This is a genomic window from Pseudomonas sp. v388, assembly GCF_003935425.1.
Lineage (GTDB): Bacteria > Pseudomonadota > Gammaproteobacteria > Pseudomonadales > Pseudomonadaceae > Aquipseudomonas.
In genome coordinates this window covers 40953-65871 of sequence record NZ_RHQN01000004.1, presented here as the reverse complement: position 1 = coordinate 65871, position 24919 = coordinate 40953, and the positions used below count along the sequence as shown (strand labels likewise).

Sequence of the window (24919 nt, the reverse complement as noted above, 5' to 3'; positions counted from 1 at the left end):
AAGCAATGCAGGCGCAATTGATCGCGCTCGATTGGGGGACGACCTCACTGCGGGCTTATCGACTTGGCGACAAGGGCCAGGTCTTGCAACAACGTGCTTTGAGCGCGGGCATCATGCAGTTGCCGACCACGCCCCGGCAGATTGCCGGGTCCTTGTGCAGCGACGGCTTCGAGCTGGCCTTGGACGAGGCCTGCGGCGACTGGCTGGATGCCGAGCCTGACTTGCCGGTGATTGCCTGCGGCATGGTCGGCAGCGCTCAGGGCTGGCGCGAAGCGACCTATCGCGAAACCCCGGCCAGCGTCAATGAACTGAGCGCAGCCTTGCAGACGGTTCACAGCCTGCGCGGTGTGACGCTGCACATCATTCCCGGTGTCTTGCAGCGTTCGGCGTTGCCTAATGTCATGCGCGGTGAAGAAACCCAGGTGCTGGGCGTGCTGGCCCAGCTCCCCGCCGAACAGGCCGATCGGCCGCTGCTCATCGGTCTGCCCGGCAGCCACTCCAAATGGGTGGAAGTGGCGGACGGCCGGATTCAACATTTCGATACCTTCATGACCGGCGAGGTCTACGCCGCGCTGTGCGCCCACACCATTCTGGGACGCACCATGCAGCGTGTGGATGCCCTCGACTCACAGGCATTTGACCGTGGTCTGGCGGTGGCGCTGTCCGAAGACGGCGCGGCCGGACCGCTGTCGACCATTTTCAGCACCCGCACCCTTGGCCTGACCGGGCAGCTCGAGGGCAGCGCCCAGCCCGATTACTTGTCCGGCCTGCTGATCGGTCACGAGCTGGCGGCCTTGGCTGAACTCCAACACCAACGTCGCAAGCCCTTGCCCGCCGTCATTCTGATCGGCAGCGAGCCGCTCTGCGCCCGCTATTCCCGAGGCCTGGCGGCTGCCGGTTTTCCTTACGTGACGCTGGCTGAACAGGCCACCGAGCGCGGCCTGTGGCAGGTTGCGGTCCAGGCAGGTCTGCTCGCCACTGCGCCATCAACCATTGCAAACGAGGTGTGAAATGCTCAAGCAAGCCCTGAAGGAAAACGGCCTGGTCGCGATTCTGCGCGGCCTGCGCCCGGAAGAGGCGCCGGCTATCGGCGACGCGCTGTATCAAGCCGGTTTCCGGGTCATCGAAGTGCCACTCAACTCGCCGCAGCCGCTGGACAGTATCGGCCTGCTGCGCCAGCGCCTGCCTGCCGACTGCCTGATCGGCGCTGGCACGGTGTTGACGCCGGAACAGGTTACTCAGGTCAAGGACGCCGGCGGTCAGGTAATCGTCATGCCCCACAGCGATCCCAAGGTCTTGCGCGCGGCCAAGGCGGCTGGGATGTTCCTGTCGCCGGGCGTCGCGACGCCGACCGAAGCGTTTGCAGCACTGGGTGAGGGCGCCGACGTGCTCAAACTTTTTCCCGCCGAGCAAATGTCGCCCGCCGTGGTGAAAGCCTGGCTGGCGGTACTGCCGGCCGGGACTGTGCTGCTGCCGGTGGGCGGCATCACCCCGGACAACATGAAGGTGTTTCTCGAAGCCGGCGTCAAAGGATTCGGCCTGGGCTCCGGGTTGTTCAAACCGGGTATGACCACCGCCAACGTTGAAGAGCGGGCCAATGCCTACGTCCGCGCCTGGCGCGACCTGACCGGCGCCCCTCGCTGAAGTTGATCCTTGGGTCTCTGTACAAAAACTCAATAAGAGAACTGCACAATGAAAATCACTCGCCTGACAACCTTCATCGTTCCTCCACGCTGGTGCTTCCTGAAAGTCGAGACTGACGAAGGCGTGGTCGGCTGGGGTGAGCCGGTGGTCGAAGGCCGCGCTCATACCGTTGCCGCAGCCGTGGAAGAACTTTCCGACTACCTGATCGGCAAGGACCCGCGCAATATCGAAGACATCTGGACCGTTCTTTACCGTGGCGGCTTCTACCGTGGCGGCGCGATCCACATGAGTGCGCTGGCCGGCATCGACCAGGCGTTGTGGGACATCAAAGGCAAGGCGCTGGGCGTGTCGGTCAGCGATCTGCTCGGCGGCCAGGTGCGCGACAAGATCCGTGTCTACTCGTGGATCGGCGGCGACCGTCCGGCCGACACCGCCAAAGCGGCCCGTGAAGCGGTAGATCGCGGCTTCACCGCCGTGAAGATGAACGGCACCGCCGAGCTGCAATTCCTCGATACCTTCGACAAGGTTGATCTGGCGCTGGCCAGCGTCGCCGCCGTGCGTGATGCGGTCGGGCCGAACGTCGGCATCGGCGTCGACTTCCATGGCCGGGTGCACAAGCCCATGGCCAAGGTGCTGATGAAGGAACTGGACCCGTACAAACTGATGTTCATCGAAGAGCCGGTGCTCAGTGAGAACTACGAAGCCCTCAAGGAGCTGGCGCCGCTGACCAGCACGCCGATTGCCCTGGGCGAGCGGCTGTTCTCGCGCTGGGACTTCAAGCGCGTGCTGAGCGAGGGCTACGTGGACATCATCCAGCCCGATGCGTCCCACGCCGGCGGCATCACCGAAACCCGCAAGATCGCCAACATGGCCGAAGCCTATGACGTGGCGCTGGCCTTGCACTGCCCGCTGGGGCCTATCGCGCTGGCCGCCTGCCTGCAACTGGACGCGGTCTGCTACAACGCGTTCATTCAGGAACAGAGTCTGGGCATTCACTACAACGAGAGCAACGACCTGCTCGACTACGTGAAGCGCCCGGAGGTGTTCGACTACGACAAAGGCATGGTGAAGATCCCTAACGGCCCGGGCCTGGGCATCGAGATCAACGAAGAGTACGTCAAGGAACGCGCAGCCATCGGCCATCGCTGGCGCAACCCGATCTGGCGCCACGCCGACGGCAGCTTCGCCGAGTGGTGATGGCCGCCTGAAGCAGCGCGTCCCGACCCCGTGACGCGCTGCCTCGCCCTGCAGAGCTCGAACAAATCCAATAAGAGGCACAGCCCATGCACACACGAACCCTGGAAGGCGCCGCATCCCTGGTGACGCCTAGCCGCAAGCGCTATTTCATCATGGTCCTGTTGTTCATCACCGTGGTGATCAACTACCTGGACCGCAGCAACCTGTCGATTGCCGCACCGGCACTGACCGGCGAACTGGGCCTGACCCAGGTTCAGGTCGGCCTGATCTTTTCCGCGTTCGGCTGGACCTACGCCGCCATGCAGCTGCCCGGCGGCTGGCTGGTGGACCGGGTGCCGCCGCGCATTCTGTATACCGCCGCTCTGGCACTGTGGTCGATCGCCACCATCATGCTCGGCTTTGCGGCCAGCTTTATCGCGCTGTTCGTGCTGCGCATGGCGGTGGGCGCGCTGGAAGCGCCGGCGTACCCGATCAACAGCCGTGTGGTGACCTCGTGGTTCCCTGAGCGTGAGCGGGCCACGGCCATTGCCTTCTATACCTCGGGCCAGTTCGTCGGTCTGGCATTTTTGACACCTGTGTTGGCCTGGCTGCAAGCGGTCTACGGCTGGCACATGGTGTTTGTGGTGACCGGCGGCGTCGGCGTGCTGTGGGCGGTGATCTGGTACGCGGTGTATCGCGAGCCGCGGGATTTCAAGGGCGTCAATCAGCAAGAGATCGATCTGATTCGTGAGGGTGGTGGTCTGGTGGACATCCAGGCCGAGACCGACAAACAGAAGAAGCCCGGCTTCAGCGCCGCCGACCTGCGCATCGTGCTGACCCAGCGCAAGCTGTGGGGCATCTATCTGGGGCAGTTCTGCCTGAACTCGACGCTGTGGTTCTTCCTGACCTGGTTCCCGACCTATCTGGTGAAATACCGCGGCATGGACTTCATCAAGTCCGGCTTGCTGGCGTCCTTGCCGTTCCTGGCAGCGTTCGTCGGCGTGCTGTGCTCGGGGTTCTTCTCCGACTGGCTGATCCGTCGCGGCCATAGCGTAGGCTTTGCCCGCAAGTTGCCGATCATCGCCGGGCTGCTGATTTCCACTTCGATCATCGGCGCCAACTTCGTGGATTCCACACCGCTGGTGATCGCTTTCCTGGCCCTGGCGTTCTTCGGTAACGGCCTGGCATCGATCACCTGGTCACTGGTCTCGACCCTGGCGCCGGCGCGCCTGTTGGGTCTGACCGGCGGCACCTTCAACTTCATCGGCAATCTGTCGGCGATAGCCACGCCTATCGTCATCGGCTTTCTGGCGACCGGCGACTCGTTCGCACCGGCCATCACTTACATCTCGGTGCTGGCATTGATCGGAGCGCTGTCGTACATCCTGCTGGTGGGCAAGGTCGAGCGCATTGAACTGTGACATCGCGCTTCTGGCATGCCGCGAAGCCGGCGACGATAATGGCGCCGGCTTCACGACTCGATAAGGCTTGATATGCATAACGATCCACTCACCGAGCAGGCAGTGCCCGGCAAGGACAGCGCACCCACCGGCACCCAGACGCTGCTGCGCGGGTTGGGCGTGGTCCAGGCCGTCGCCGCTGGCGCACGCGACCTCAAGGAGATCGCCCGGCTGATCGGCACCACGCGCAGCACCACCCACCGGCTGGTCAGTTGCCTGGTGGAAGAGCGTTATCTGCGAGTACTGCCGCAGGTCGGCTACCTGCTGGGGCCAAAGCTGATCGAGCTGGGTTTTCAGGCGCGCGAAGAGGTGCCGCTGGCGATCCTCGCTCGGCCGTGGCTGGACCGGCTCTCGGAACTGACTGGCGATACCGTGCATCTGGCGGTGCGGGAAGGGGACGAAGTCCTGTATCTGCACAAGAATCCAGGCCGTAACGGACCGGAAATGCGCTCGCGGGTCGGCCACCGCATGCCGCTGGTGCGAACCGGAATCGGCAAGGCCATGTTGCTGGACAGCCCGGAACAGGAATGGCACCGGCTGTATGACATCAGCCTGCCGGCGGCGGACAAACCGTCGCTGTGGCCGGCCCATCCGGAGCAGACGTGGGAGCAGTTGCGTCAGCGTCGCATCGAGTACGTCGCGGGCGGCTATGCCTTCGACCTGGAGGACAACGAACCGTCGATCCGTTGCGTGGCGGCCCCGGTGCGGGACGCCAGCAAACAGATCGTCGCCGGCATCAGTGTCGCCAGCACGGTGCCCTACATGCCGCTGGAGAAAATGGCCGAGCTGGTTCCGCTGATCAAGGAAGTGGCAGCGGGACTCTCGGCCGAACTCGGCGCAGCGTAGAGCCGATCAAGCCTTCAGCGTGGCCATGTCGATGACGAAACGGTACTTCACGTCACCGGCCAGCATGCGCTCGTAGGCTTCGTTGATGTTACGGATATCGAGCATCTCGATGTCGCAGGTAATGTCATTCTCGGCGCAGAAATCCAGCACTTCCTGGGTTTCCGCGATGCCGCCGATCAGCGAGCCGGCCAATACGCGACGGCTCATCACCAGTTTGCCGGCATGCACTGGCGGGTCGACCGGTTCGATCAGGCCGACCAGAATGTGGACGCCGTCGAAGCGCAGGGTATCGAGGTAGGGGTTCAGGTCGTGCTGCACCGGAATGGTGTCGAGCAGGAAGTCGAAGTGGCCGGCGGCCGCTTTCATCTGCTCTGCATCGGTGGAGATGATCACGTGGTCGGCGCCCTGACGGCGGCCTTCGGCAGCCTTGGCGGCGGAGCGGGTGAACAGCGTCACTTCGGCGCCCATGGCCTTGGCGAACTTGATACCCATGTGGCCCAGGCCACCCATGCCCAGAATGCCGACCTTGTCACCGGCCTTCACACCGTAGTGCTTGAGCGGCGAGTAAGTGGTGATACCTGCGCAAAGGATCGGCGCCGCAGCGGCCGCGTCGAGTTTTTCCGGGATGCGCACCACGAAGTGCTCGGCGACCACGATGCTGTTGGAGTAACCGCCCATGGTGTTGCTGCCGTCTACGCGATCAGGCGTGGCGTAAGTCATGGTCGGGCCTTCCAGGCAATACTGCTCCAGGTCCGCCTGGCAGGCCGAGCACTGGCGGCACGAGTCGACCATGCAGCCGACGCCGACCAGATCGCCGACCTTGTAACGCGTGGCGTCGCCGCCGGTGGCGGTCACGCGCCCGACGATTTCGTGGCCCGGCATCAGCGGGTAAACCGCAATGCCCCACTCGTTACGGGCCTGGTGGATGTCGGAGTGGCAAACGCCGCAATACAGGATTTCGATGGCAACGTCGTCGGCGCGCAGGCTGCGGCGCTCGAAAGACATGGGGGCGAGGGGAGCGGTTGGGGATTGAGCGGCATAACCGATGGCGGTGTACATGTGTTGACCTCGCAAAGCTTGGGTGAAGTGTTCGGTGTAGATAGAGGGGTATTGTCCTGCCCGATGCCTGGCGGTGCTATGGCGAATACTCCGTCATTCATGCCTATTTCTCCGGCAGGCGGATACAGCGAGCGCGCGCAGGGGCAAATCTGCGATGATGCGGCTGTCTATTTCTCTACCTGTGCCCGTGCCATGCCTCTGGATTCGACCGCCCGCGTTACCGCCCACCTGGTGTCATTGATCAAGCCCCTGGCGACCCGGCCCGGCTTTGTGCCGACGCACCTGCCTGGCGTGAGGGTGCTGTCGGCCTTCGGATACGTCGCCAGCAGCCCGTTGATCTATGACCCGAGCCTGATGATCGTGGTCCAGGGGCGCAAGGTGGCCTGTCTTGGCCCCCGGACCTTCGAGTACGGTGCCGGGCATTACCTGATTCAGGCGCTGTCAGTGCCGTTCCAGTGCGAGACCTTTGCCACGCCGGACCTGCCGTTGTACGGCGTGGCAGTGGACATCGACCGCAACCTGCTGAGCGAACTGGTGCCGCTGATGGGGTGCATGGACGCCGAGCATTGTCAGTTGCAGACCCCCGAATCCATGTCGTCGGTATTGATCGATGACGGCATGCGCGACAGCGTCGAGCGTCTGTTGCACTGTCTTCAGGACCCGCTGGAGTGCAAGGTGATGGGCGCGGCGCGGGTCCGGGAGGTGATCTTCAGCGCCTTGCGCGGTCCGCAGGCCGGCGTGTTGCGCGCCTTGGTCGAACATCATGGACAGTTCGCGCGGATCGCGGCGTCGGTGAACTACCTGCACGAGCATTACGCCGAGGCGTTGAATGTCGACACCCTGGCGCGCTGCGCCAACATGAGCACCTCGACCTTTCACGAGCATTTCAAGCGCAGTACCTTGTTGTCTCCAGTGCAGTACCTCAAGCGCCTGCGCCTGCTCAAGGCCCAGCAACTGCTGGCGGCGGATGGATTGGGTGTTGCGCAGGTTGCGCTCAAGGTCGGCTACCAGAGCGCGTCGCAATTCAGTCGGGAATACAAGCGTTATTTCGAACGCAATCCGGTGGAAGAGGGCGTGCACTTGCGGGCGTCGTGAGCGGACTGGAGTGACACGGAACCTGTAGGAGGCAGCTTGCTGGCGACAGCGGCAGGTCTGCCTCGGAAGCTGTCTGAGCCGTACCGACCCCGGTCGCGACCAGGGTCCCTCCCACAAAAGAGGTGCCAAACCAGGAAGGTCTCCATCAAAAAGGCTCCCGAAGGAGCCTTTTTGATGGGCGTTACATATTAGGGTAGGTCGGCCCGCCTGCGCCTTCCGGCGCGACCCAGGTGATGTTCTGCGCCGGGTCTTTGATGTCACAGGTCTTGCAGTGGACGCAGTTCTGGGCGTTGATCTGGAAACGCTTTTCGCCGTCTTCCTGAGTGATCACCTCATACACGCCCGCCGGGCAGTATCGCTGGGCCGGTTCGTCGTACAGCGGCAGGTTCTTGCTGATCGGGATGCTCGGGTCGGTCAGCTTCAGGTGGCAGGGTTGTTCCTCTTCATGGTTGGTGCTGGAGAGGAACACCGAGCTGAGCTTGTCGAAGCTGAGTTTACCGTCCGGCTTGGGGTACTCGATCTTCTTCGATTCCGAGGCCAGCTTGAGGGTGGCGTAATCGGGCTGGGTGTCGTGCAGGGTGAACGGCAGCTTGCCCGCGAACAGGTTCTGGTCGACGAAGTTGAACGCGCCACCCATGATCGCGCCGTATTTGTGCAGCGCCGGGCCGAAGTTGCGGCTGGCGAACAGTTCTTCATGTACCCAGCTGGCTTTGAACGCATCGACGTAGGAGGTCAGCACGTCGCCGCCTTCCTTGCCGGCGAACAGCGCGTCGGCCACCGCTTCGGCAGCCAGCATGCCGGACTTCATCGCGGTGTGGCTGCCTTTGATCTTGGCGAAGTTCAGGGTGCCCAGGTCGCAGCCGATCAGCGCGCCGCCGGCAAAGACCATCTTGGGCAGCGAGTTGAGGCCGCCCTTGGCGATGGCACGAGCGCCGTAGCTGATGCGCTTGCCGCCTTCCAGGTATTGCTTGATGACCGGGTGATGCTTGTAGCGCTGAAACTCGTCGAACGGCGACAGGTACGGATTGGAGTAGGAAAGGTCGACGATAAGCCCCACCACCACCTGATTGTTTTCCAGGTGATACAGGAACGAGCCGCCCATGTTGTCATCGTCCAGCGGCCAGCCTGCGGTGTGCACCACCAGCCCTTGTTCGTGCTTGGCCGGGTCGACTTCCCAGATTTCCTTGAGGCCGATGCCGTAGTGCTGAACGTCGGCTTCGTCGTCCAGTTTGAAGCGCTTGATCAGCTGCTTGCCGATGTGGCCACGGCAACCTTCGGCGAACAGGGTGTACTTGGCGCGCAATTCCATGCCGGGGGTGTACAGGCCTTCCTTGGGGTTGCCTTCGCGATCAACGCCCAGGTCGCCGGTGATGATGCCGCGTACCACGCCGTTCTCATCGAACAGCGCTTCCTGCGCGGCAAAGCCGGGGTAGATTTCCACGCCCAGGTTTTCCGCCTGCTGCGCCAGCCAGCGACACAGGTTGCCCAGGGAAATGATGTAGTTGCCATGGTTGTGCATGGTCTTGGGAACGAAGAAGCCCGGCACCTTGGTGGAGCGCTCGGCGTCGCGCAGGACATAGATGTCGTCGCGCTTGACCTCGGTGTTGAGCGGCGCGCCGAGGGCTTGCCAGTCCGGGAACAGTTCGTTCAGCGCGCGGGGTTCGAACACCGCGCCGGAGAGGATGTGAGCACCCACCTCGGAGCCTTTTTCCACCACGCAGACGCTGATTTCCTGGCCGGCGTCGGCTGCACGTTGCTTCAGACGGCAGGCGGCGGACAGCCCGGACGGGCCGGCCCCGACGATGACGACGTCGAATTCCATAAATTCGCGTTCCACAGGCAATCTCCTACTCTCAAGGCTCACGGTGCTTTCTGTATGCAGCTGATGACGTGCAGCTGAAATGACCCGCGCAGACGCAGAGCGTCGGCCGATCTTTTTAATTGGGGCGCATTATATCTACACCACCGGGCAGGTCCAATACAAACGCTTGTTTGAATTGGCCGCAGGCCAGAGAAATCAAAGACATCAGACTCAGGACTGGCCGATTTGGCGTATTGACCGGAAAAGGTGATGCGGTCAAGATACGGGCGGTTTTGCGTTCGCCGTAGGCTGGAGCGAGGTTGAAGAACTCGCTGAAAAGGCGCCAGGCGGATGCGGTGCTGGCTCAAAGCGGGTTGGCCGCGCGGCATTTCATACACCTTGAACGCCGGGTGTTTGCCCTTGAAGAGGGCTTTTCGGCCGTCTTCACGATTCGCACGTTCCGCCTGCACCTACACGATTGCTTGTTGAGGACACACATATCGATCGCCTGGTGCTGCCGGGCGACTTTCTTTTCACCGGAGAGTGAGGAATCCATGAAGGTTCTTGTAGCTGTCAAACGAGTGGTCGACTACAACGTCAAGGTTCGCGTCAAGGCGGACAACTCCGGCGTCGATCTCGCCAACGTCAAAATGTCCATGAACCCTTTCTGCGAAATCGCCGTGGAAGAAGCCGTACGCCTGAAAGAGAAAGGCGTCGCCAGCGAAATCGTGGTCGTGACCATCGGCCCGACCACCGCTCAGGAACAACTGCGTACCGCCCTGGCGCTGGGTGCCGACCGTGCCGTGCTGGTCGAATCCGCCGAAGAGCTGACTTCGCTTGCCGTGGCCAAGCTGCTCAAGGCCGTGGTCGACAAAGAACAGCCACAGCTGGTGATCCTGGGTAAACAGGCCATCGACAGCGACAACAACCAGACCGGCCAGATGCTCGCGGCGCTCAGCGGCTACGCGCAGGGCACCTTCGCCTCCAAGGTCGAAGTGAGCGGCGACAAGGTTGCCGTGACTCGCGAGATCGACGGCGGTCTGCAGACCGTTTCGCTGAACCTGCCGGCTATCGTCACCACCGACCTGCGCCTCAACGAGCCGCGCTACGCGTCGCTGCCCAACATCATGAAGGCCAAGAAAAAGCCGCTGGAAACCCTGACGCCCGAAGCGTTGGGTGTGTCCGTGGCCTCGACCAACAAGACCCTCAAGGTTGAAGCGCCGGCTGCCCGCAGCGCAGGCGTGAAGGTCAAGTCGGTGGCCGAACTGGTCGAAAAACTGAAAACCGAAGCGAAGGTGCTCTGATGACTATCCTGGTTCTCGCTGAACACGACTCCGCCAACCTGGCTCCGGCCACACTGAACACGGTCGCTGCCGCGCAGCAGATCGGCGGCGACATCCACCTGCTGGTCACCGGTTCGGGCATCGCTGCCGTGGCCGAGGCGGCCGCCAGGGTCGCCGGTGTTTCCAAGGTGCTGGTGGCCGACAACGCTGCGTACCAGCACCAGTTGCCGGAAAACATCGCACCGCTGCTGGTCGAACTGGCCGGCAGCTACAGCCACGTGCTGGCCGCCGCCACTTCCAACGGCAAGAACATCCTGCCGCGTGTGGCCGCCAAGCTGGACGTCGACCAGATCTCCGAGATCATCTCGGTGCAGTCGCCGGACACCTTTACCCGCCCGATCTACGCCGGCAACGCCATTGCTACCGTGCAATCGAGCGCTGCGGTGAAAGTCATCACCGTGCGCGCCACCGGCTTCGACGCCGTGTCGGCCGAAGGTGGTTCGGCAGCTGTGGAAGCCGTCGCTGCCGCCCATGACGCGGGTATCTCCAGCTTCGTTGGTGAAGAACTGGCGAAGTCCGACCGTCCTGAGCTGACCGCTGCCAAGATCGTGGTGTCCGGTGGTCGCGGCATGCAGAACGGCGACAACTTCAAGCACCTGTATGCGCTGGCCGACAAGCTGGGCGCGGCCGTCGGCGCTTCCCGCGCAGCGGTGGACGCCGGTTTCGTGCCCAACGACATGCAGGTCGGCCAGACCGGCAAGATCGTTGCGCCGCAGCTGTACATCGCGGTCGGTATCTCCGGCGCGATCCAGCACCTGGCCGGCATGAAGGACTCCAAGGTGATCGTTGCGATCAACAAGGACGAAGAAGCACCGATCTTCCAGGTGGCCGATTACGGTCTGGTAGCGGACTTGTTCGAAGCGATTCCGGAGCTGGAGAAGCTGGTCTAACCCACAGGCTTGCTCTATAAAGAGAACCCGTTCACCCCCGTCAGGCGCCAAGCAGGGCAGGGGGAACGGGTTTTTTATCGGCTGTCGAAAAAGGATGACTCGTGGATAGGTCCAGGCCGCTGGCTCGGCGCAAAACGCAACGGTGGTGGATGGTCATGGCCTTGCTGGCCGCGCCGTCGCTGACGATGGCCTCCGGCAAATGTGAACGGCTGATCGCCACCGGCAGCCCGGATGCGCCGCCGTATCTGTGGCGAGACCCGCAGGACCCCAGACACCTGATGGGTGCCAATGCCGATCTGTTGAAGCAGGCCGCCACCGAGCTGGGTCTGAATATCGAATTTCTCTACGCCGGCAAGCGCAGCCAGGCGCTCGAAGAAGTGCGTACCGGGCGCATGGACCTGCTGGTCGACGCGCCGTTGAATGCGGCTCAGCTCGATGCCCTGGATTTCGTGCATCCAGCGATTGCCCGCAACGACATTCTGGTCTGGACCCGGCACGACCAGGCGTGGCCCTTGGACAAACTCGCCGATCTTGCCGGGCACCCCGGTGCGGTGTCGATCAGAACCCGCCTGACCCAATCCTTCGAAGCGGCAGCTGCAGCGCAGTTGACCCTGGAACGCTCGCCGGGGCTTGTCCAGGCATTCCAGAAGCTGGCGCTGGGCCAGGTGGATTATGTGCTGGCCGGTCGTTATGCCGGGATGGTCATGACCCAGACCCTGGGCCTGTCCGCTGATCTGGGGCCGCGTCCGTTCGTGGTGGATGCGCCGGGTCTGCATCTGGCCTTGTCGTTCAATTCGGCGTGTAACGATGCCTGGTTGCGCGGACAGCTGGCGAAAAAGATGACAGAATCGGCCGCTTCTGGTCGGTCGGATGACGTTATTGCCCGCAACCTGGAAATCTGGAAAGCCCAGCTGCTGCAACCCGCCGACGCCAGCGCCTCAGACAAGTAGGAATGTGTTGTGAATATTCGCCCATCAATTGCCATTCTGGCACTCGCCACCCTGGCCGGCTGCGCCAGTGACCCGGCCCCGACCGAACAATTCAAACTGACCGAGCAAGCCCTGGAGCAGGCCAGGGCCGTGGGGGCCGCCGACGACCAGCCGGAGTTGCAGGCCGCCGAAACCAAGTTCACCCAGGCCCGCGCCGATATGGCCGACCGGGCCTACAAGGATGCGCGTATGAGGGCTGAGCAGGCCGAGCTGGATGCGCGTCTGGCCGAGGCGCGGGTGCTGACGCAAAAGGGGCAGGAGCAGGTGGATCAGTTGAACGCCCGGCTCAATCGCCTGCGCAAGCAGTTGGGAGAGGCGCAATGACCCGTTTTCCATGTCTGTTGAGTGTCGCGCTGTTGGTCGGTTCGGTCGGTCTTCAGGGGTGCGCCGGGCAACACAGCAGTGATCAGGATCTGCAAAGGGCCAATGCCGACTTTCAGAAAGTCAAGGAAGACGGCAGCGTCCTGCGCAGCGCGCCCAAGGATGTAATCCGCGCCGGTGAGTCGCTGGCCCGCGCCGAGCGACTGTCGAGTTATCTGGGCAGCGGCGCCGATGTCACCCATTACGCTTACCTGAGCAGTCGCTACAGTGAGATCGCTCGCGAGCACAGCAATCTGATGCTGATCACCGAGCGCCTGGCCAAGCTGGATCTCGAACGCCAGCGTCTGCAACTGGCGCTGCGCGAAGCCAAGCTGACCAGCGCCCAACAGCAAGGCAAGTGGCTCGAAGACCAGATTCTCAGCCTGGTAACGACCCAGACCGATCGCGGCCTGGTCATGACCCTGGGTGATGTGCTGTTCGACGCCGGTCATGCGGAGCTCAAGAGTTCGGCCAATCGCACGGTACTCAAGGTCGTGCAATTCCTGCAGCTCAATCCACGGCGCGTGGTGCGGATCGAAGGGTACACGGACAGCACCGGGGACCGTCAGGAAAACCTGAAGCTGTCCAAGGACCGTGCGCAGGCGGTGGCGGATGTGCTCACGGATCTGGGTGTGGATGAGAAGCGCATTCAGGTCCAGGGCTATGGTCAGGAATATCCGGTCAATGCCAATGCGTCGGAGCGCGGGCGTGCGCAGAATCGTCGCGTCGAGATCGTGTTCTCGGACGACCAGGGCCAGTTGGGCGCTGCCCGCTAATCCAGGCGCTGCCAGCCAAGCCCGGGATCTGAACAAGGTCCCGGGCTTTTTGCTGTGTGGTTCACTGATGCCGCAGCGCTGAGAGCGATCATTTGCAATGTGTACTAGCGCTGGCCTAAACCTGAACTGTCCCAGTACACTTCCAGACTGTTCCGGTCCGAAACCCGCGCGCCGGCGCCCGGTCGTCCTGAGGCTGCGTCATGACCAATCTCCTGCTTTATCAACGAATCGCTCAGCAACTGGCCGAAGACATTCGTCGTGGCGTCTATCAGCCGGGCGAGCGGGTGCCGTCGGTGCGCAAGATGAGCTCGCAGCTCAACGTCAGTCATGCGACCGTGCTTCAGGCCTACGCCAATCTGGAAGACCAGGGCTTGATCCGGGCACGCCCGCAGTCCGGTTACTACGTGCACCAGACTCCGGCATTGACGGCGTCCACGCCGGACATCGCGCGCGTCGAGCGGCCCAGCCTGGTGACCCGCAGCAGTATCATCCAGCAGGTGCTGGAAGAGTCCCGGCGTGAAGGTGTATTCGCGCTGGGCGCTGCCGTCCCCCATGTCGATTACCTGCCGGTGCGTGCCCTGCATCAGCAACTGGCGAAAGTCACACGCTTTCACAGTCCGCGCGCCTTCAGCTATATGTTCAGTCCAGGCTTCGAGCCGTTGCGGCGTCAGGTGGCCATTCGCATGCGTGACGCGGGTGTGGTGGTTGACCCTTCTGAAGTGGTGATCACCCACGGATGCGTCGATGCCTTGCAGATGATCCTGCGGGTGCTGACCCGGCCGGGCGACCTGATCGCCGCCGAATCCCCGGCTTACTACGGCCTGCTGCAACTGGCCGATTTGCTGGGCCTGAAAGTCATCGAGATTCCCAGCGACCCGGTAACCGGCATCAGTCTGGAAGCCCTGCAACTGGCCGCCAACCAGTGGACGATCAAAGCGCTGGTGCTCACCGCGCGGCTGAGCAATCCATTGGGCGGCACCATGCCCGAGGAGCGCCAGAAACATTTGCTGCGGCTGGCGTCAGACTTCGATATCCAGATTGTCGAAGACGATATCTACGGCGAGCTGATGTTCGAGATCGGCCGCACCAAGGCTCTGAAGGCGTTCGATCGGCTGGGCAGGGTGGTTTACTGTTCCAGTTTCTCCAAGACCTTGTCGCCGGGCGTGCGCATCGGTTGGATGATCGCGGGCAAGTATCAGGCCGAGATTCAGCGGTTGCAGACCTTCAGTACTCATTCGGCCTGCAGTGTTACCCAGATGGCGATTGCCGCCTATTTGGAAAACGGCGGATATGACCGGCATCTGCGCTTCATTCGTCTGGAATACCGCAAGAACCTCAGCGCCTATCAGTTGGCGGTGCAACAGCACTTTCCGGAAGGCACGCAAATGAGTCGTCCAGCGGGCGGGTTCATCCTGTGGGTCAGCCTGCCGGGAAGGGTCAACACCCAGATATTGCACGTGCGGGCGCTGGAGCAGGGTATCAGCATCGCGCCGGGGCTCATTTTCAGCAATACCGAGCAGTTCAACCACTGCATCCGGCTAAACTGCGGCATGCCATGGAACCGCGAGGCAGAGCGGGCGCTGATGACGCTGGGCATGCTGGCCCGGCAATTGTGTCAGGAGGCGGTGGTGGATTACTGAGGCGCAAGGCTTTTACATCCGATTATCGGAACTCTTGTCTTGTCACGCAGGACTCAAGAGAACAGCATCTATCTCTCTGCTTTGGTCACCTCGTTGCTTATGAATCTGTTTCGCTATGCAGGACTGCTCATTGTCGTATTGCTGAGTGCGTGTGATGCGCAACAGCCGCCTGTGTCCAAGCCCAAGACCGAAGCGGCCGCCGAAGCGCCAAAGCCTGAAGCTGCGCCGGCCCCGCCTGCGGTACGTTCCACCGCCCAGGCGCCTTCGGAGTCGGTGGTGTCTCCCACTGTTGAAACAAAGCCGGCGCCGGTGCATGAAATGGCGCCGGGCGTGCCGGTAGTCCCGGTGGTGGCGGGCAAGCAGCCGGTCGACAAGGACAGTGCGGTAGGGCCGGGCAGTGCTCGCACCAGCAAGCCTGTGGCGGACCGCACCGTGGCCCAGACCAAGGCCGCTGCCAGGCGGGATGCAGCGGCGGACACGCGCAAGGCCAAAAAAGCCCAGAAGGACACCCAGGCCAAGAGCGTGCGTCTGGCCCCAGCCAAGCTGGATCTCAGCTTGCCGCCGGAGCTGGTCAAGGAACTCGATCCGCCGCCCAAGGTGATTTCCGCTCGACGCAAACCGATCCTGCCACCGATGTTCAATACCAGCGATTCGCCATCCGATCCTGGGCCGTTCGAGCTCAATGGGCGACTGTTGAACAACCAGATGGAACTGCAAATGCGCAACGACAGCCGACGCGACGTCGAAGGCGCGGCGCTGGATTTCAAATTCAAGCAGTAAGGCCGTGTTCGTCGTCCGAAATGGCGTTTTCAAACGCTCGGCGCGCCCGTTACTATCATCCCTCTTTTCAGTCGTTCATAAGGGTGTCGAGTCATGGACTGTCGCTCCGGTTGCGGTGCCTGTTGCATCGCTCCGTCAATCAGCTCGCCCATTCCAGGCATGCCTGAAGGCAAGCCTGCGGGGGTGCGTTGTCTGCATCTGGGTATGGATTACCTGTGCGGGCTGTTCGGTCGTCCTGAGCGGCCTGCGGTCTGCAGCCAGTTTCCGGCCGCCGAAGATGTATGTGGTGTGGACAGGGATGATGCAATTCGTCTGATCGGTTGGTGGGAAAAGGCGACAGCAGTTGCCTGATGGAATTTAAACAATAAGGAAAATACTATGGGTTCGCTGCGTCGCATGGCTATGGTTTGTGGGTTGTCTGCACTGCTGATAGGCGAGGCTGCTGCCGAGGATTGGCAAGTAGCAAAGAATGAAGACGGCATCCAGGTGTCGTTGAGTGATGTCGCGGGCTCGAAATACAAGGCATATCGTGGCAGTACCGTGATCAATGCCAGCGTTGCGAAGTTGCGTGCGCTTCAGGAGGACGTGGCCGGTGCCTGCGCCTGGATTCATGAGTGTGAGTCGCAGAAACTGCTCAAGCATGAGGGTGGCAAGGCCTGGACCTATACCCGCTTCAATACGCCGTGGCCAGTGACGCCGCGCGATTCGGTGTTGCTGATTACCACCATCGAAGGGGCCGATGGCAGTCTGACCCGCACGCTTGAAGAGCAGCCGACTTACATCCCCGAAGAGAAAGGCTACGTGCGGGTGAGCAAGGTCGAAGGTTTCTGGAAGCTGGTGCCCAAGGGGGCGAACCAGACCGAAGTGACCTATCAGGTCCATACCGAGCCAGGCGGCAGTGTGCCGTCGATGATCGCCAACAAATTCGTGGTGGATGCGCCGTTCAATACGCTTAAGGCCCTGCGCGAACGGGCACAGAAATAAGCCTGCGGCGCGTCGTTCTACGCCCACAAAAAAAGGCTGCCATTGGCAGCCTTTTTCATTTGCGCAGCGCTTACTTGCGTTCGGCCAGTGGAACGATGTCGCGTTGCACGTTGCCGGTGTACAGCTGGCGTGGACGGCCGATCTTGTAAGGGCTGGAGAGCATTTCCTTCCAGTGCGAAATCCAGCCGACGGTCCGCGCCAGGGCGAAGATCACGGTGAACATGCTGGTTGGGATGCCGATGGCCTTGAGGATGATGCCCGAGTAGAAATCGACGTTCGGGTAGAGCGAGCGTTCGATGAAGTACGGGTCGGTCAGGGCGATCTCTTCCAGGCGCATGGCCAGTTCGAGTTGCGGGTCATTGTTGATACCCAGTTCCCGTAGGACCTCGTCGCAGGTCTGCTTCATGACCGTGGCACGTGGGTCGCGGTTCTTGTAGACACGGTGACCGAAGCCCATGAGCTTGAACGGATCGTTCTTGTCCTTGGCCTTGGCAATGAACTTGTCGATGTTGGACACATCGCCGATTTCATCGAGCATGGTCAGCACGGCTTCGTTGGCGCCGCCGTGAGCCGGACCCCACAGCGCGGCGATGCCGGCTGCGATACAGGCGAACGGGTTGGCGCCCGACGAACCTGCCATGCGCACGGTGGACGTGGATGCGTTCTGCTCGTGGTCGGCGTGGAGGATGAAGATCCGGTCCATCGCCTTGGCCAGCACCGGGCTGATCGGTTTGATCTCGCACGGCGTGTTGAACATCATGTGCAGGAAGTTTTCCGCATAGCTCAGGTCGTTGCGCGGGTACATCATGGGCTGGCCCATGGAGTACTTGTAGACCATTGCGGCCAGGGTCGGCATCTTGGCGACCAGGCGAACCGCGGAAATCTCGCGGTGCTGCGGATTATTGATGTCCAGCGAGTCGTGGTAGAACGCGGACAGGGCGCCGACCACGCCGCACATCACGGCCATCGGGTGGGCGTCACGGCGGAAGCCGTTGAAGAATGTCTTGAGTTGTTCGTGGACCATGGTGTGGTTCTTGACCACGGCGACGAACTGGGCCTTCTGTTCGGCGGTGGGCAGTTCGCCATTGAGCAGCAGGTAGCAGGTTTCCAGGTAGTCGGACTGCTCGGCCAGTTGCTCGATCGGATAGCCGCGGTGCAGCAGGATGCCGTTGTCACCATCAATGTAGGTGATCTTCGACTCGCAAGAGGCGGTCGACATGAAGCCTGGGTCGAATGTGAAGCGGCCGGTGGCAGTGAGACCGCGTACGTCGATCACATCTGGACCCACGGTACCGGTCAGAATTGGCAGCTCGACGGGGGCTGCGCCCTCGATGATCAACTGCGCTTTTTTGTCAGCCATGTGGCCTCCTATTTATGCTTCAAATCATCAGACAGGCCCCCCACGCAGGGCCCGCATCACTATAGTGAGATAAATTCTAAAGTCAATTTGCCTAAAGTCGTGTTCCAGGTGGCCTGCAAAGGGCGGTCCGGGCGCGCTGTTTCCTGCCGTTTACGCCTTTTGCCCGTCGAGCGCAATCCGCCGTTGGGGGTAAGTCTGCGCGTTGTCATTAGTAACCTAACTGTCTATACTCGGCAGCCGACCGCCAGGGGCTTTTTGGCCCGTTCCAAGGGGGTCGTCACTTCCTGGGTAGTGGGTACCTGACCAGTGCACTTCCCAACAACTTGCCCTGATTGTTAGGGGCTCTTCAGTGTGAAAAAAAAGCCGTGAATAGCCAACGACCTGTAAACCTAGACCTAAGGACCATCAAGCTCCCCATCACCGGCGTTACGTCATTCCTCCACCGTGTTTCCGGCATCATTCTCTTTCTGGGCATCGCGATCATGCTTTACGCATTGAGCACATCCCTGGAATCCGAGGAAGGTTTTGCCGAGGTGAAGGGGTACATGACCAGCCCGCTGGCCAAGTTTGTAGCGTGGGGGCTCCTATCCGCCTTGCTGTATCACCTGGTGGCCGGCATTCGCCACCTGTTGATGGACATGGGCATCGGCGAGACGCTGGAAGGCGGCAAGCTGGGCTCGAAAATCGTTATCGCGGTTTCCGTGGTGATGATCATTCTGGCAGGAGTCTGGATATGGTAACCAACGTCACCAACCTTTCGCGTTCGGGCCTCTATGACTGGATGGCACAGCGCGTGTCTGCGGTCGTGCTCGCGGCTTATTTCATTTTCCTGATCGGCTACCTGGTCGCCAACCCCGGCATGAGCTATGCCCAGTGGCACGATCTGTTCGCCCATAACGGGATGCGTATCTTCAGTCTGCTCGCCCTCGTGGCCCTTGGCGCCCACGCCTGGGTCGGCATGTGGACCATCGCGACCGACTACCTGACGCCGATGGCGCTGGGCAAGTCTGCGACAGCAGTACGTTTCCTGTTCCAAGCGGTATGCGGCATTGCGATGTTCGCCTACTTCGTCTGGGGTGTGCAGATTCTTTGGGGTATCTGATTCATGGCTAACATTAATACACTTTCATTCGACGCCATCATCATCGGTGGCGGCGGTGCGGGCATGCGTGCAGCCTTGCAGCTGGCTCAGGGCGGCCACAAGACCGCCGTAGTCACCAAGGTTTTCCCGACGCGCTCGCACACCGTATCCGCACAGGGCGGCATCACCTGCGCCATCGCGTCGGCCGATCCGAACGATGACTGGCGCTGGCACATGTACGATACCGTCAAGGGTTCCGACTACATCGGTGACCAGGACGCTATCGAGTACATGTGTTCCGTAGGTCCGGAAGCTGTCTTCGAGCTGGAGCACATGGGTCTGCCGTTCTCCCGCACCGAGCAGGGGCGCATCTATCAGCGTCCGTTCGGCGGTCAGTCCAAGGACTTCGGTAAGGGCGGCCAGGCTGCCCGTACCTGCGCTGCGGCCGACCGTACCGGTCACGCGCTGCTGCACACCCTGTACCAGGCCAACCTGAAGGCCGGCACCGTATTCCTCAACGAATACTATGCAGTGGATCTGGTGAAGAACCAGGATGGCGCCTTTGTCGGCATCATCGCCATCTGCATCGAAACCGGCGAAACGTCCTACATTCGCGCCAACGCCACCGTACTGGCGACCGGCGGTGCAGGCCGTATCTACTCCTCGACCACCAACGCCCTGATCAACACCGGCGACGGTGTCGGCATGGCGCTGCGTGCCGGCGTTCCGGTCCAGGACATCGAGATGTGGCAGTTCCACCCGACCGGCATCGCCGGCGCCGGGGTACTGGTCACAGAAGGTTGCCGTGGTGAAGGTGGTTACCTGATCAACAAGCACGGCGAGCGTTTCATGGAGCGTTATGCGCCCAACGCCAAGGACCTTGCCGGTCGTGACGTCGTGGCTCGCTCCATGGTCAAGGAAATCATTGCCGGCAACGGCTGTGGCCCGGATGGCGACCACGTGATGCTCAAGCTCGATCACCTTGGCGAGGAAGTGCTGCACAGCCGCCTGCCGGGCATCATGGAGCTGTCCAAGACCTTCGCCCACGTTGACCCGGCCGCCGCGCCGATCCCTGTGGTTCCGACCTGCCACTACATGATGGGCGGTATCGCCACCAACATTCATGGTCAGGCGATCACCCAGGATGCTTCCGGAACCGATCAGATCATTCCGGGTCTGTTCGCGGTAGGCGAAGTGGCTTGCGTATCGGTTCACGGCGCCAACCGTCTGGGCGGCAACTCGCTGCTTGACCTCGTAGTCTTCGGTCGTGCCGCAGGTTTGCATCTTGAGCAGGCGCTCAACGAAGGTATCGACTACCGTCGTGCCTCGGAAACCGATATCGACGCAGCCCTGGCTCGTCTGAGCGGTCTGAACGAGCGTACCGAAGGCGAAGACGTCGCCACTCTGCGCAAAGAGCTTCAGGCCTGCATGCAGAACTACTTCGGTGTGTTCCGGACCGGCGAATACATGCAGAAGGGCATCGCGCAACTGGCGACCCTGCGTGAGCGTATCGCCAAGGTCAAGATCAACGACAAGAGCCAGGCATTCAACACCGCCCGGATCGAAGCGCTGGAGCTGCAGAACCTGCTGGAAGTTGCCGAAGCAACGGCCATTGCCGCGGAACATCGCAAGGAATCCCGTGGTGCTCACGCCCGCGAAGATTTCGAAGATCGCGACGACGAGAACTGGCTGTGCCACACCCTGTACTTCCCGGGTGACAAGCGCGTAGCCAAGCGTGCCGTGAACTTCTCGCCGAAGACTGTTCCGACTTTTGAGCCGAAGATTCGGACTTATTAAGGGTGACCGCCATGTTGCAAGTCAGTGTTTATCGCTACAACCCTGATCAGGACGCCGCGCCGTTCATGCAGGATTTCCAGGTCGATACCGGTGGTAAGGACCTGATGGTGCTGGACGTATTGGCCCTGATCAAGGAACAGGATGAAGGGTTCTCGTATCGTCGCTCCTGCCGCGAAGGTGTATGCGGCTCCGACGGCATGAACATCAACGGCAAGAACGGCCTGGCGTGCATCACGCCGCTGTCTGCCGTGGTCAAGAAAGGCAAGCTGATCGTCCGTCCGCTGCCTGGTTTGCCGGTGATTCGTGACCTCGTCGTCGATATGAGCATCTTCTACAAGCAATACGAGAAGGTGAAGCCGTTCCTGCAGAACGATACTCCGGCCCCGGCCATCGAGCGTCTGCAGACTCCGGAAGAGCGCGAAAAGCTGGACGGTCTGTACGAGTGCATCCTGTGCGCTTGCTGCTCGACTTCCTGCCCGTCCTTCTGGTGGAACCCGGACAAGTTCCTGGGCCCGGCTGCGCTGCTGCAGGCTTACCGTTTCCTGGCCGACAGCCGAGACAACAAGACTGCCGAGCGTCTGGCATCGCTGGATGATCCGTTCAGTGTGTTCCGCTGCCGCGGGATCATGAACTGCGTCAACGTCTGTCCAAAAGGCCTTAACCCAACCAAGGCTATCGGTCACGTGCGCAACATGCTTCTGCAAAGCGGCGTCTGATTCATCGCTTTACCGTTACATCGTTGTACCTGAAATGGCCGCGGCGCAGGCTTCAACCGGCGTCGTGGCTTTAACCTGAGCAGTGGCTCGCAAGGCCGTCGCTCTTATTTTGAAGAAAAAGACCAGCAGGGGCATCCGGGCTGGTACCCGGACTATCTGCGTGATCCCTGGTGACTTGACATGGTCGCTGCACACGACTGTTTCAGCGTTGCCCTGGTGTCTTCGCCGGTGGTGTCCCCTTACCGAGGGTGACCAAGCATGCAAGAAAGCGTGATGCAGCGCATGTGGAACAGTGCCCACCTGTCAGGTGGTAACGCTGCCTATGTGGAAGAGCTCTATGAGCTCTACCTGCACGACCCTAACGCTGTGCCAGAAGAATGGCGCACCTACTTTCAGAAGTTGCCAGCAGACGGCAGCTCTGCCACCGATGTATCGCACTCGACGATCCGCGATCATTTCGTGTTGCTGGCGAAAAACCAGCGCCGTGCTCAACCGGTGTCCGCCGGCAGTGTGAGCAGCGAACACGAGAAGAAGCAGGTTGAAGTATTGCGACTGATCCAGGCCTATCGGATGCGGGGCCACCAGGCTGCCCAGCTCGATCCGCTGGGTCTGTGGCAACGGCCCGCTCCCGCTGACCTGTCGATCAATCATTACGGCATGACCAATGCCGATTTGGATACGACCTTCCGTGCCGGCGACCTGTTCATCGGCAAAGAGGAAGCGAGCCTACGCGAAATTCTCGAAGCGTTGCAGCAGACATATTGTCGCACCATCGGTGCCGAGTTCACGCACATCGTGGATTCCGAGCAGCGCAACTGGTTCATGCAGCGTCTGGAAAGCGTTCGGGGTCGTCCTGCATTTTCGGCCGACATCCAGAGCCACCTGCTCGAGCGCGTTACCGCTGCCGAAGGTCTGGAGAAATACCTGGGTACCAAATACCCCGGCACCAAGCGCTTCGGTCTGGAAGGCGGCGAGAGCCTGATCCCGATGCTCGACGAGCTGATCCAGCGTTCCGGGTCCTACGGTACCAAGGAAATCGTCATCGGCATGGCCCACCGTGGCCGTCTGAACGTATTGGTCAACACCTTCGGCAAGAACCCGCGCGAACTGTTCGACGAGTTCGAAGGCAAGAAAAAAGTGGAGCTGGGCTCCGGTGACGTGAAGTATCACCAGGGTTTCTCTTCCAACGTCATGACCGCTGGCGGCGAAGTCCACCTGGCGATGGCGTTCAACCCGTCCCACCTGGAAATCGTTTCCCCGGTGGTCGAAGGGTCCGTGCGTGCGCGTCAGGATCGTCGCAACGATCCGACCGGCGACAAGGTGCTGCCGATTTCCCTCCACGGTGACGCGGCGTTCGCCGGTCAGGGCGTGGTGATGGAAACCTTCCAGATGTCGCAGACTCGCGGCTTCAAGACGGGCGGCACGATCCATATCGTGATCAACAACCAGGTTGGCTTCACCATCAGCAACCCGATGGACTCGCGTTCCACCGAGTACGCCACCGACGTTGCCAAGATGATCCAGGCGCCGATCCTGCACGTGAACGGCGACGATCCGGAAGCCGTGGTGTTCGTCACTCAGCTGGCGATCGACTACCGCATGCAGTTCAAGCGTGACATCGTCATCGATCTGGTCTGCTACCGCCGTCGCGGTCACAACGAAGCGGACGAGCCGAGCGGCACCCAGCCGCTGATGTATCAGCAGATCAGCAAGCAGCGCACCACCCGCGAGCTGTATGCCGAGCAATTGATCAAGACCGGCGTGCTCGACGAGGCGCGCGTTCAGGCCAAGATCGACGACTACCGCAACGCGCTGGACAACGGCCTGCATGTGGTCAAGAGCCTGGTCAAGGAGCCGAACAAGGAATTGTTCGTGGACTGGCGTCCGTATCTGGGCCATGCCTGGACCGCGCGTCACGACACGCGCTTCGACCTCAAGACCCTGCAGGAACTGTCATCCAAGCTGATGGAGCTGCCGGAAGGCTTCGTGGTCCAGCGTCAGGTACAGAAGATCTACGAAGACCGTCAGAAGATGCAGGCCGGTGGCTTGCCGATCAACTGGGGTTATGCCGAGACCATGGCTTACGCCACCCTGGCATTCGAAGGTCACCCAGTGCGTATTACCGGGCAGGACGTGGGCCGCGGGACGTTCTCGCACCGCCACGCCGTGCTGCACAACCAGAAAGATGCCACCACCTACATTCCGCTGCAGAACCTGTACGCCGGTCAGCCACGCTTTGACCTGTACGACTCGTTCCTCTCGGAAGAAGCCGTGCTGGCCTTCGAATACGGTTACTCGACCACCCAGCCCAATGCGCTGGTGATCTGGGAAGCCCAGTTCGGCGACTTCGCCAACGGTGCCCAGGTGGTCGTCGACCAGTTCATCACCAGTGGCGAGCACAAGTGGGGCCGTCTCTGCGGTCTGACCATGCTGTTGCCGCACGGTTACGAAGGGCAGGGGCCTGAGCACTCGTCCGCACGCCTGGAGCGTTACCTGCAATTGTGTGCCGAGCACAACATTCAGGTGTGTGTGCCGACTACGCCCGCGCAGATCTACCACCTGCTGCGTCGTCAGGTCATCCGTCCGCTGCGCAAGCCGCTGATCGTCCTGACGCCCAAGTCGCTGCTGCGTCACAAACTGGCTATCTCGACCCTTGAAGAACTGGCCGAAGGCTCGTTCCAGACGGTAATTCCTGAAATCGATACACTCGATCCGGCCAAAGTAACGCGCCTGGTCCTGTGTAGCGGCAAGGTCTACTACGACCTGCTGGAAAAACGTCGTGCCGAAGGTCGTGAAGACATCGCGATCGTGCGTATCGAGCAGCTGTATCCGTTCCCTGAAGACGATCTGATGGAAACCATCGCGCCTTACGTCAACCTCGAACACGTGGTCTGGTGTCAGGAAGAACCGATGAACCAGGGTGCCTGGTACAGCAGTCAACACCATCTGCGCCGCAGCATGGGCAATCACAAGCGCAGCCTCGTTCTCGAGTATGCGGGCCGTGATGCTTCCGCCGCGCCGGCCTGTGGTTACGCTTCGATGCATGCCGAGCAGCAGGAAAAACTCCTGCAAGATGCCTTCACTGTTTAACGCCTTCGAGCATTAGAAACCGAATTAAGGAA

General features: G+C 61.4%; 23 protein-coding genes. 20 read left to right on the top strand and 3 right to left on the bottom strand.

What is annotated here, in order from left to right:
• Window positions 1-5: 5 nt before the first annotated feature.
• The 5 genes from EGJ27_RS11050 (at window position 6) to EGJ27_RS11030 (ending at window position 5126) form a co-directional block, all read left to right on the top strand.
• Window positions 6-1010 carry a 2-dehydro-3-deoxygalactonokinase gene (locus EGJ27_RS11050; protein ID WP_125830785.1) on the top strand — a complete coding sequence of 335 codons (1005 nt, stop codon included), beginning with the start codon at window positions 6-8 and terminating at the stop codon, window positions 1008-1010.
• Between the two features lies 1 nt (window position 1011).
• Complete coding sequence (locus tag EGJ27_RS11045; RefSeq protein WP_125830784.1) at window positions 1012-1644, top strand: 2-dehydro-3-deoxy-6-phosphogalactonate aldolase; 633 nt, start codon at window positions 1012-1014, stop codon at window positions 1642-1644.
• A gap of 48 nt (window positions 1645-1692) precedes the next feature.
• Window positions 1693-2841, top strand: a complete 1149-nt coding sequence (gene dgoD, locus EGJ27_RS11040) for a galactonate dehydratase (protein ID WP_125830783.1) — start codon at window positions 1693-1695, stop codon at window positions 2839-2841.
• An 86-nt stretch (window positions 2842-2927) separates the two neighbouring features.
• On the top strand, window positions 2928-4241 hold the full coding sequence (locus EGJ27_RS11035; protein WP_125830782.1) for an MFS transporter: 1314 nt from the start codon (window positions 2928-2930) through the stop codon (window positions 4239-4241).
• Window positions 4242-4313: 72 nt separating this feature from the next.
• Window positions 4314-5126, top strand: a complete 813-nt coding sequence (locus tag EGJ27_RS11030; RefSeq protein WP_125830781.1) for an IclR family transcriptional regulator — start codon at window positions 4314-4316, stop codon at window positions 5124-5126.
• Between the two features lie 6 nt (window positions 5127-5132).
• Here EGJ27_RS11030 and EGJ27_RS11025 read toward each other — a convergent pair whose 3' ends face one another.
• Window positions 5133-6185 carry an NAD(P)-dependent alcohol dehydrogenase gene (locus tag EGJ27_RS11025; protein ID WP_125830780.1) on the bottom strand — a complete coding sequence of 351 codons (1053 nt, stop codon included), beginning with the start codon at window positions 6183-6185 and terminating at the stop codon, window positions 5133-5135.
• Between the two features lie 192 nt (window positions 6186-6377).
• Here EGJ27_RS11025 and EGJ27_RS11020 point away from each other — a divergent pair, with 192 nt between their 5' ends.
• Window positions 6378-7280 (top strand): AraC family transcriptional regulator, encoded by a 903-nt coding sequence (locus EGJ27_RS11020; RefSeq protein ID WP_125830779.1) that lies wholly within the window; start codon window positions 6378-6380, stop codon window positions 7278-7280.
• Window positions 7281-7461: 181 nt separating this feature from the next.
• Here EGJ27_RS11020 and EGJ27_RS11015 read toward each other — a convergent pair whose 3' ends face one another.
• Complete coding sequence (locus EGJ27_RS11015) at window positions 7462-9117, bottom strand: electron transfer flavoprotein-ubiquinone oxidoreductase (protein ID WP_125830778.1); 1656 nt, start codon at window positions 9115-9117, stop codon at window positions 7462-7464.
• Between the two features lie 518 nt (window positions 9118-9635).
• Between EGJ27_RS11015 and EGJ27_RS11010 the strand changes: the two genes are divergently transcribed.
• From EGJ27_RS11010 to EGJ27_RS10970, 9 genes are all read left to right on the top strand, one after another.
• The gene (locus EGJ27_RS11010) at window positions 9636-10385 is read left to right on the top strand and encodes an electron transfer flavoprotein subunit beta/FixA family protein (protein WP_125830777.1); all 750 of its coding nucleotides are present in this window, start codon (window positions 9636-9638) and stop codon (window positions 10383-10385) included.
• Window positions 10385-11314 carry an electron transfer flavoprotein subunit alpha/FixB family protein gene (locus EGJ27_RS11005; protein WP_125830776.1) on the top strand — a complete coding sequence of 310 codons (930 nt, stop codon included), beginning with the start codon at window positions 10385-10387 and terminating at the stop codon, window positions 11312-11314. Before EGJ27_RS11010 ends, EGJ27_RS11005 begins: the two co-directional genes overlap by 1 nt.
• 149 nt (window positions 11315-11463) lie before the next feature.
• Window positions 11464-12264 (top strand): ABC transporter substrate-binding protein, encoded by an 801-nt coding sequence (locus EGJ27_RS11000; protein ID WP_125831121.1) that lies wholly within the window; start codon window positions 11464-11466, stop codon window positions 12262-12264.
• Window positions 12265-12273: 9 nt separating this feature from the next.
• On the top strand, window positions 12274-12627 hold the full coding sequence (locus EGJ27_RS10995; protein ID WP_125830775.1) for a DUF4398 domain-containing protein: 354 nt from the start codon (window positions 12274-12276) through the stop codon (window positions 12625-12627).
• Entirely contained in the window at window positions 12624-13439 is an 816-nt protein-coding gene (locus tag EGJ27_RS10990) for an OmpA family protein (RefSeq protein WP_125830774.1), read from the top strand. The genes EGJ27_RS10995 and EGJ27_RS10990 overlap by 4 nt, the downstream gene beginning before the upstream one ends.
• Window positions 13440-13639: 200 nt before the next feature.
• The gene (locus tag EGJ27_RS10985) at window positions 13640-15079 is read left to right on the top strand and encodes a PLP-dependent aminotransferase family protein (RefSeq protein WP_125830773.1); all 1440 of its coding nucleotides are present in this window, start codon (window positions 13640-13642) and stop codon (window positions 15077-15079) included.
• A 99-nt stretch (window positions 15080-15178) separates the two neighbouring features.
• Window positions 15179-15859 (top strand): translation initiation factor 2, encoded by a 681-nt coding sequence (locus EGJ27_RS10980; RefSeq protein WP_125830772.1) that lies wholly within the window; start codon window positions 15179-15181, stop codon window positions 15857-15859.
• Between the two features lie 93 nt (window positions 15860-15952).
• Window positions 15953-16210, top strand: coding sequence for a YkgJ family cysteine cluster protein (locus EGJ27_RS10975; RefSeq protein ID WP_125830771.1), 258 nt, complete (start codon window positions 15953-15955; stop codon window positions 16208-16210).
• A 27-nt stretch (window positions 16211-16237) separates the two neighbouring features.
• On the top strand, window positions 16238-16843 hold the full coding sequence (locus tag EGJ27_RS10970; protein ID WP_125830770.1) for an START domain-containing protein: 606 nt from the start codon (window positions 16238-16240) through the stop codon (window positions 16841-16843).
• 70 nt (window positions 16844-16913) lie between these two features.
• Here EGJ27_RS10970 and gltA read toward each other — a convergent pair whose 3' ends face one another.
• A complete protein-coding gene (gene gltA / locus EGJ27_RS10965; protein ID WP_125830769.1) occupies window positions 16914-18203 on the bottom strand; it encodes a citrate synthase in 1290 nt (429 codons plus the stop codon).
• 365 nt (window positions 18204-18568) lie between these two features.
• Between gltA and sdhC the strand changes: the two genes are divergently transcribed.
• From sdhC to EGJ27_RS10940, 5 genes are all read left to right on the top strand, one after another.
• A complete protein-coding gene (gene sdhC, locus EGJ27_RS10960; protein ID WP_125830768.1) occupies window positions 18569-18943 on the top strand; it encodes a succinate dehydrogenase, cytochrome b556 subunit in 375 nt (124 codons plus the stop codon).
• On the top strand, window positions 18937-19305 hold the full coding sequence (gene sdhD / locus EGJ27_RS10955; RefSeq protein WP_125830767.1) for a succinate dehydrogenase, hydrophobic membrane anchor protein: 369 nt from the start codon (window positions 18937-18939) through the stop codon (window positions 19303-19305). The genes sdhC and sdhD overlap by 7 nt, the downstream gene beginning before the upstream one ends.
• Before the next feature lie 3 nt (window positions 19306-19308).
• Complete coding sequence (gene sdhA, locus EGJ27_RS10950; RefSeq protein ID WP_125830766.1) at window positions 19309-21081, top strand: succinate dehydrogenase flavoprotein subunit; 1773 nt, start codon at window positions 19309-19311, stop codon at window positions 21079-21081.
• Window positions 21082-21092: 11 nt separating this feature from the next.
• Entirely contained in the window at window positions 21093-21797 is a 705-nt protein-coding gene (locus tag EGJ27_RS10945) for a succinate dehydrogenase iron-sulfur subunit (RefSeq protein ID WP_125830765.1), read from the top strand.
• Between the two features lie 258 nt (window positions 21798-22055).
• On the top strand, window positions 22056-24887 hold the full coding sequence (locus EGJ27_RS10940) for a 2-oxoglutarate dehydrogenase E1 component (protein ID WP_125830764.1): 2832 nt from the start codon (window positions 22056-22058) through the stop codon (window positions 24885-24887).
• Window positions 24888-24919: the final 32 nt, after the last annotated feature.

Coding starts and splice junctions, on each gene's coding strand:
- EGJ27_RS10980 (WP_125830772.1), top strand. CDS start 15,179: ATGAATCTGTTTCGCTATGCAGGACTGCTCATTGTCGTATTGCTGAGT.
- EGJ27_RS11045 (WP_125830784.1), top strand. CDS start 1,012: ATGCTCAAGCAAGCCCTGAAGGAAAACGGCCTGGTCGCGATTCTGCGC.
- EGJ27_RS11000 (WP_125831121.1), top strand. CDS start 11,464: ATGGTCATGGCCTTGCTGGCCGCGCCGTCGCTGACGATGGCCTCCGGC.
- EGJ27_RS11020 (WP_125830779.1), top strand. CDS start 6,378: ATGCCTCTGGATTCGACCGCCCGCGTTACCGCCCACCTGGTGTCATTG.
- EGJ27_RS11035 (WP_125830782.1), top strand. CDS start 2,928: ATGCACACACGAACCCTGGAAGGCGCCGCATCCCTGGTGACGCCTAGC.
- EGJ27_RS11050 (WP_125830785.1), top strand. CDS start 6: ATGCAGGCGCAATTGATCGCGCTCGATTGGGGGACGACCTCACTGCGG.
- EGJ27_RS10990 (WP_125830774.1), top strand. CDS start 12,624: ATGACCCGTTTTCCATGTCTGTTGAGTGTCGCGCTGTTGGTCGGTTCG.
- EGJ27_RS11005 (WP_125830776.1), top strand. CDS start 10,385: ATGACTATCCTGGTTCTCGCTGAACACGACTCCGCCAACCTGGCTCCG.
- EGJ27_RS10940 (WP_125830764.1), top strand. CDS start 22,056: ATGCAAGAAAGCGTGATGCAGCGCATGTGGAACAGTGCCCACCTGTCA.
- sdhA (WP_125830766.1), top strand. CDS start 19,309: ATGGCTAACATTAATACACTTTCATTCGACGCCATCATCATCGGTGGC.
- EGJ27_RS11030 (WP_125830781.1), top strand. CDS start 4,314: ATGCATAACGATCCACTCACCGAGCAGGCAGTGCCCGGCAAGGACAGC.
- EGJ27_RS10945 (WP_125830765.1), top strand. CDS start 21,093: ATGTTGCAAGTCAGTGTTTATCGCTACAACCCTGATCAGGACGCCGCG.
- EGJ27_RS11025 (WP_125830780.1), bottom strand. CDS start 6,185: ATGTACACCGCCATCGGTTATGCCGCTCAATCCCCAACCGCTCCCCTC.
- dgoD (WP_125830783.1), top strand. CDS start 1,693: ATGAAAATCACTCGCCTGACAACCTTCATCGTTCCTCCACGCTGGTGC.
- gltA (WP_125830769.1), bottom strand. CDS start 18,203: ATGGCTGACAAAAAAGCGCAGTTGATCATCGAGGGCGCAGCCCCCGTC.
- sdhD (WP_125830767.1), top strand. CDS start 18,937: ATGGTAACCAACGTCACCAACCTTTCGCGTTCGGGCCTCTATGACTGG.
- EGJ27_RS10970 (WP_125830770.1), top strand. CDS start 16,238: ATGGGTTCGCTGCGTCGCATGGCTATGGTTTGTGGGTTGTCTGCACTG.
- EGJ27_RS10985 (WP_125830773.1), top strand. CDS start 13,640: ATGACCAATCTCCTGCTTTATCAACGAATCGCTCAGCAACTGGCCGAA.
- EGJ27_RS11010 (WP_125830777.1), top strand. CDS start 9,636: ATGAAGGTTCTTGTAGCTGTCAAACGAGTGGTCGACTACAACGTCAAG.
- EGJ27_RS10975 (WP_125830771.1), top strand. CDS start 15,953: ATGGACTGTCGCTCCGGTTGCGGTGCCTGTTGCATCGCTCCGTCAATC.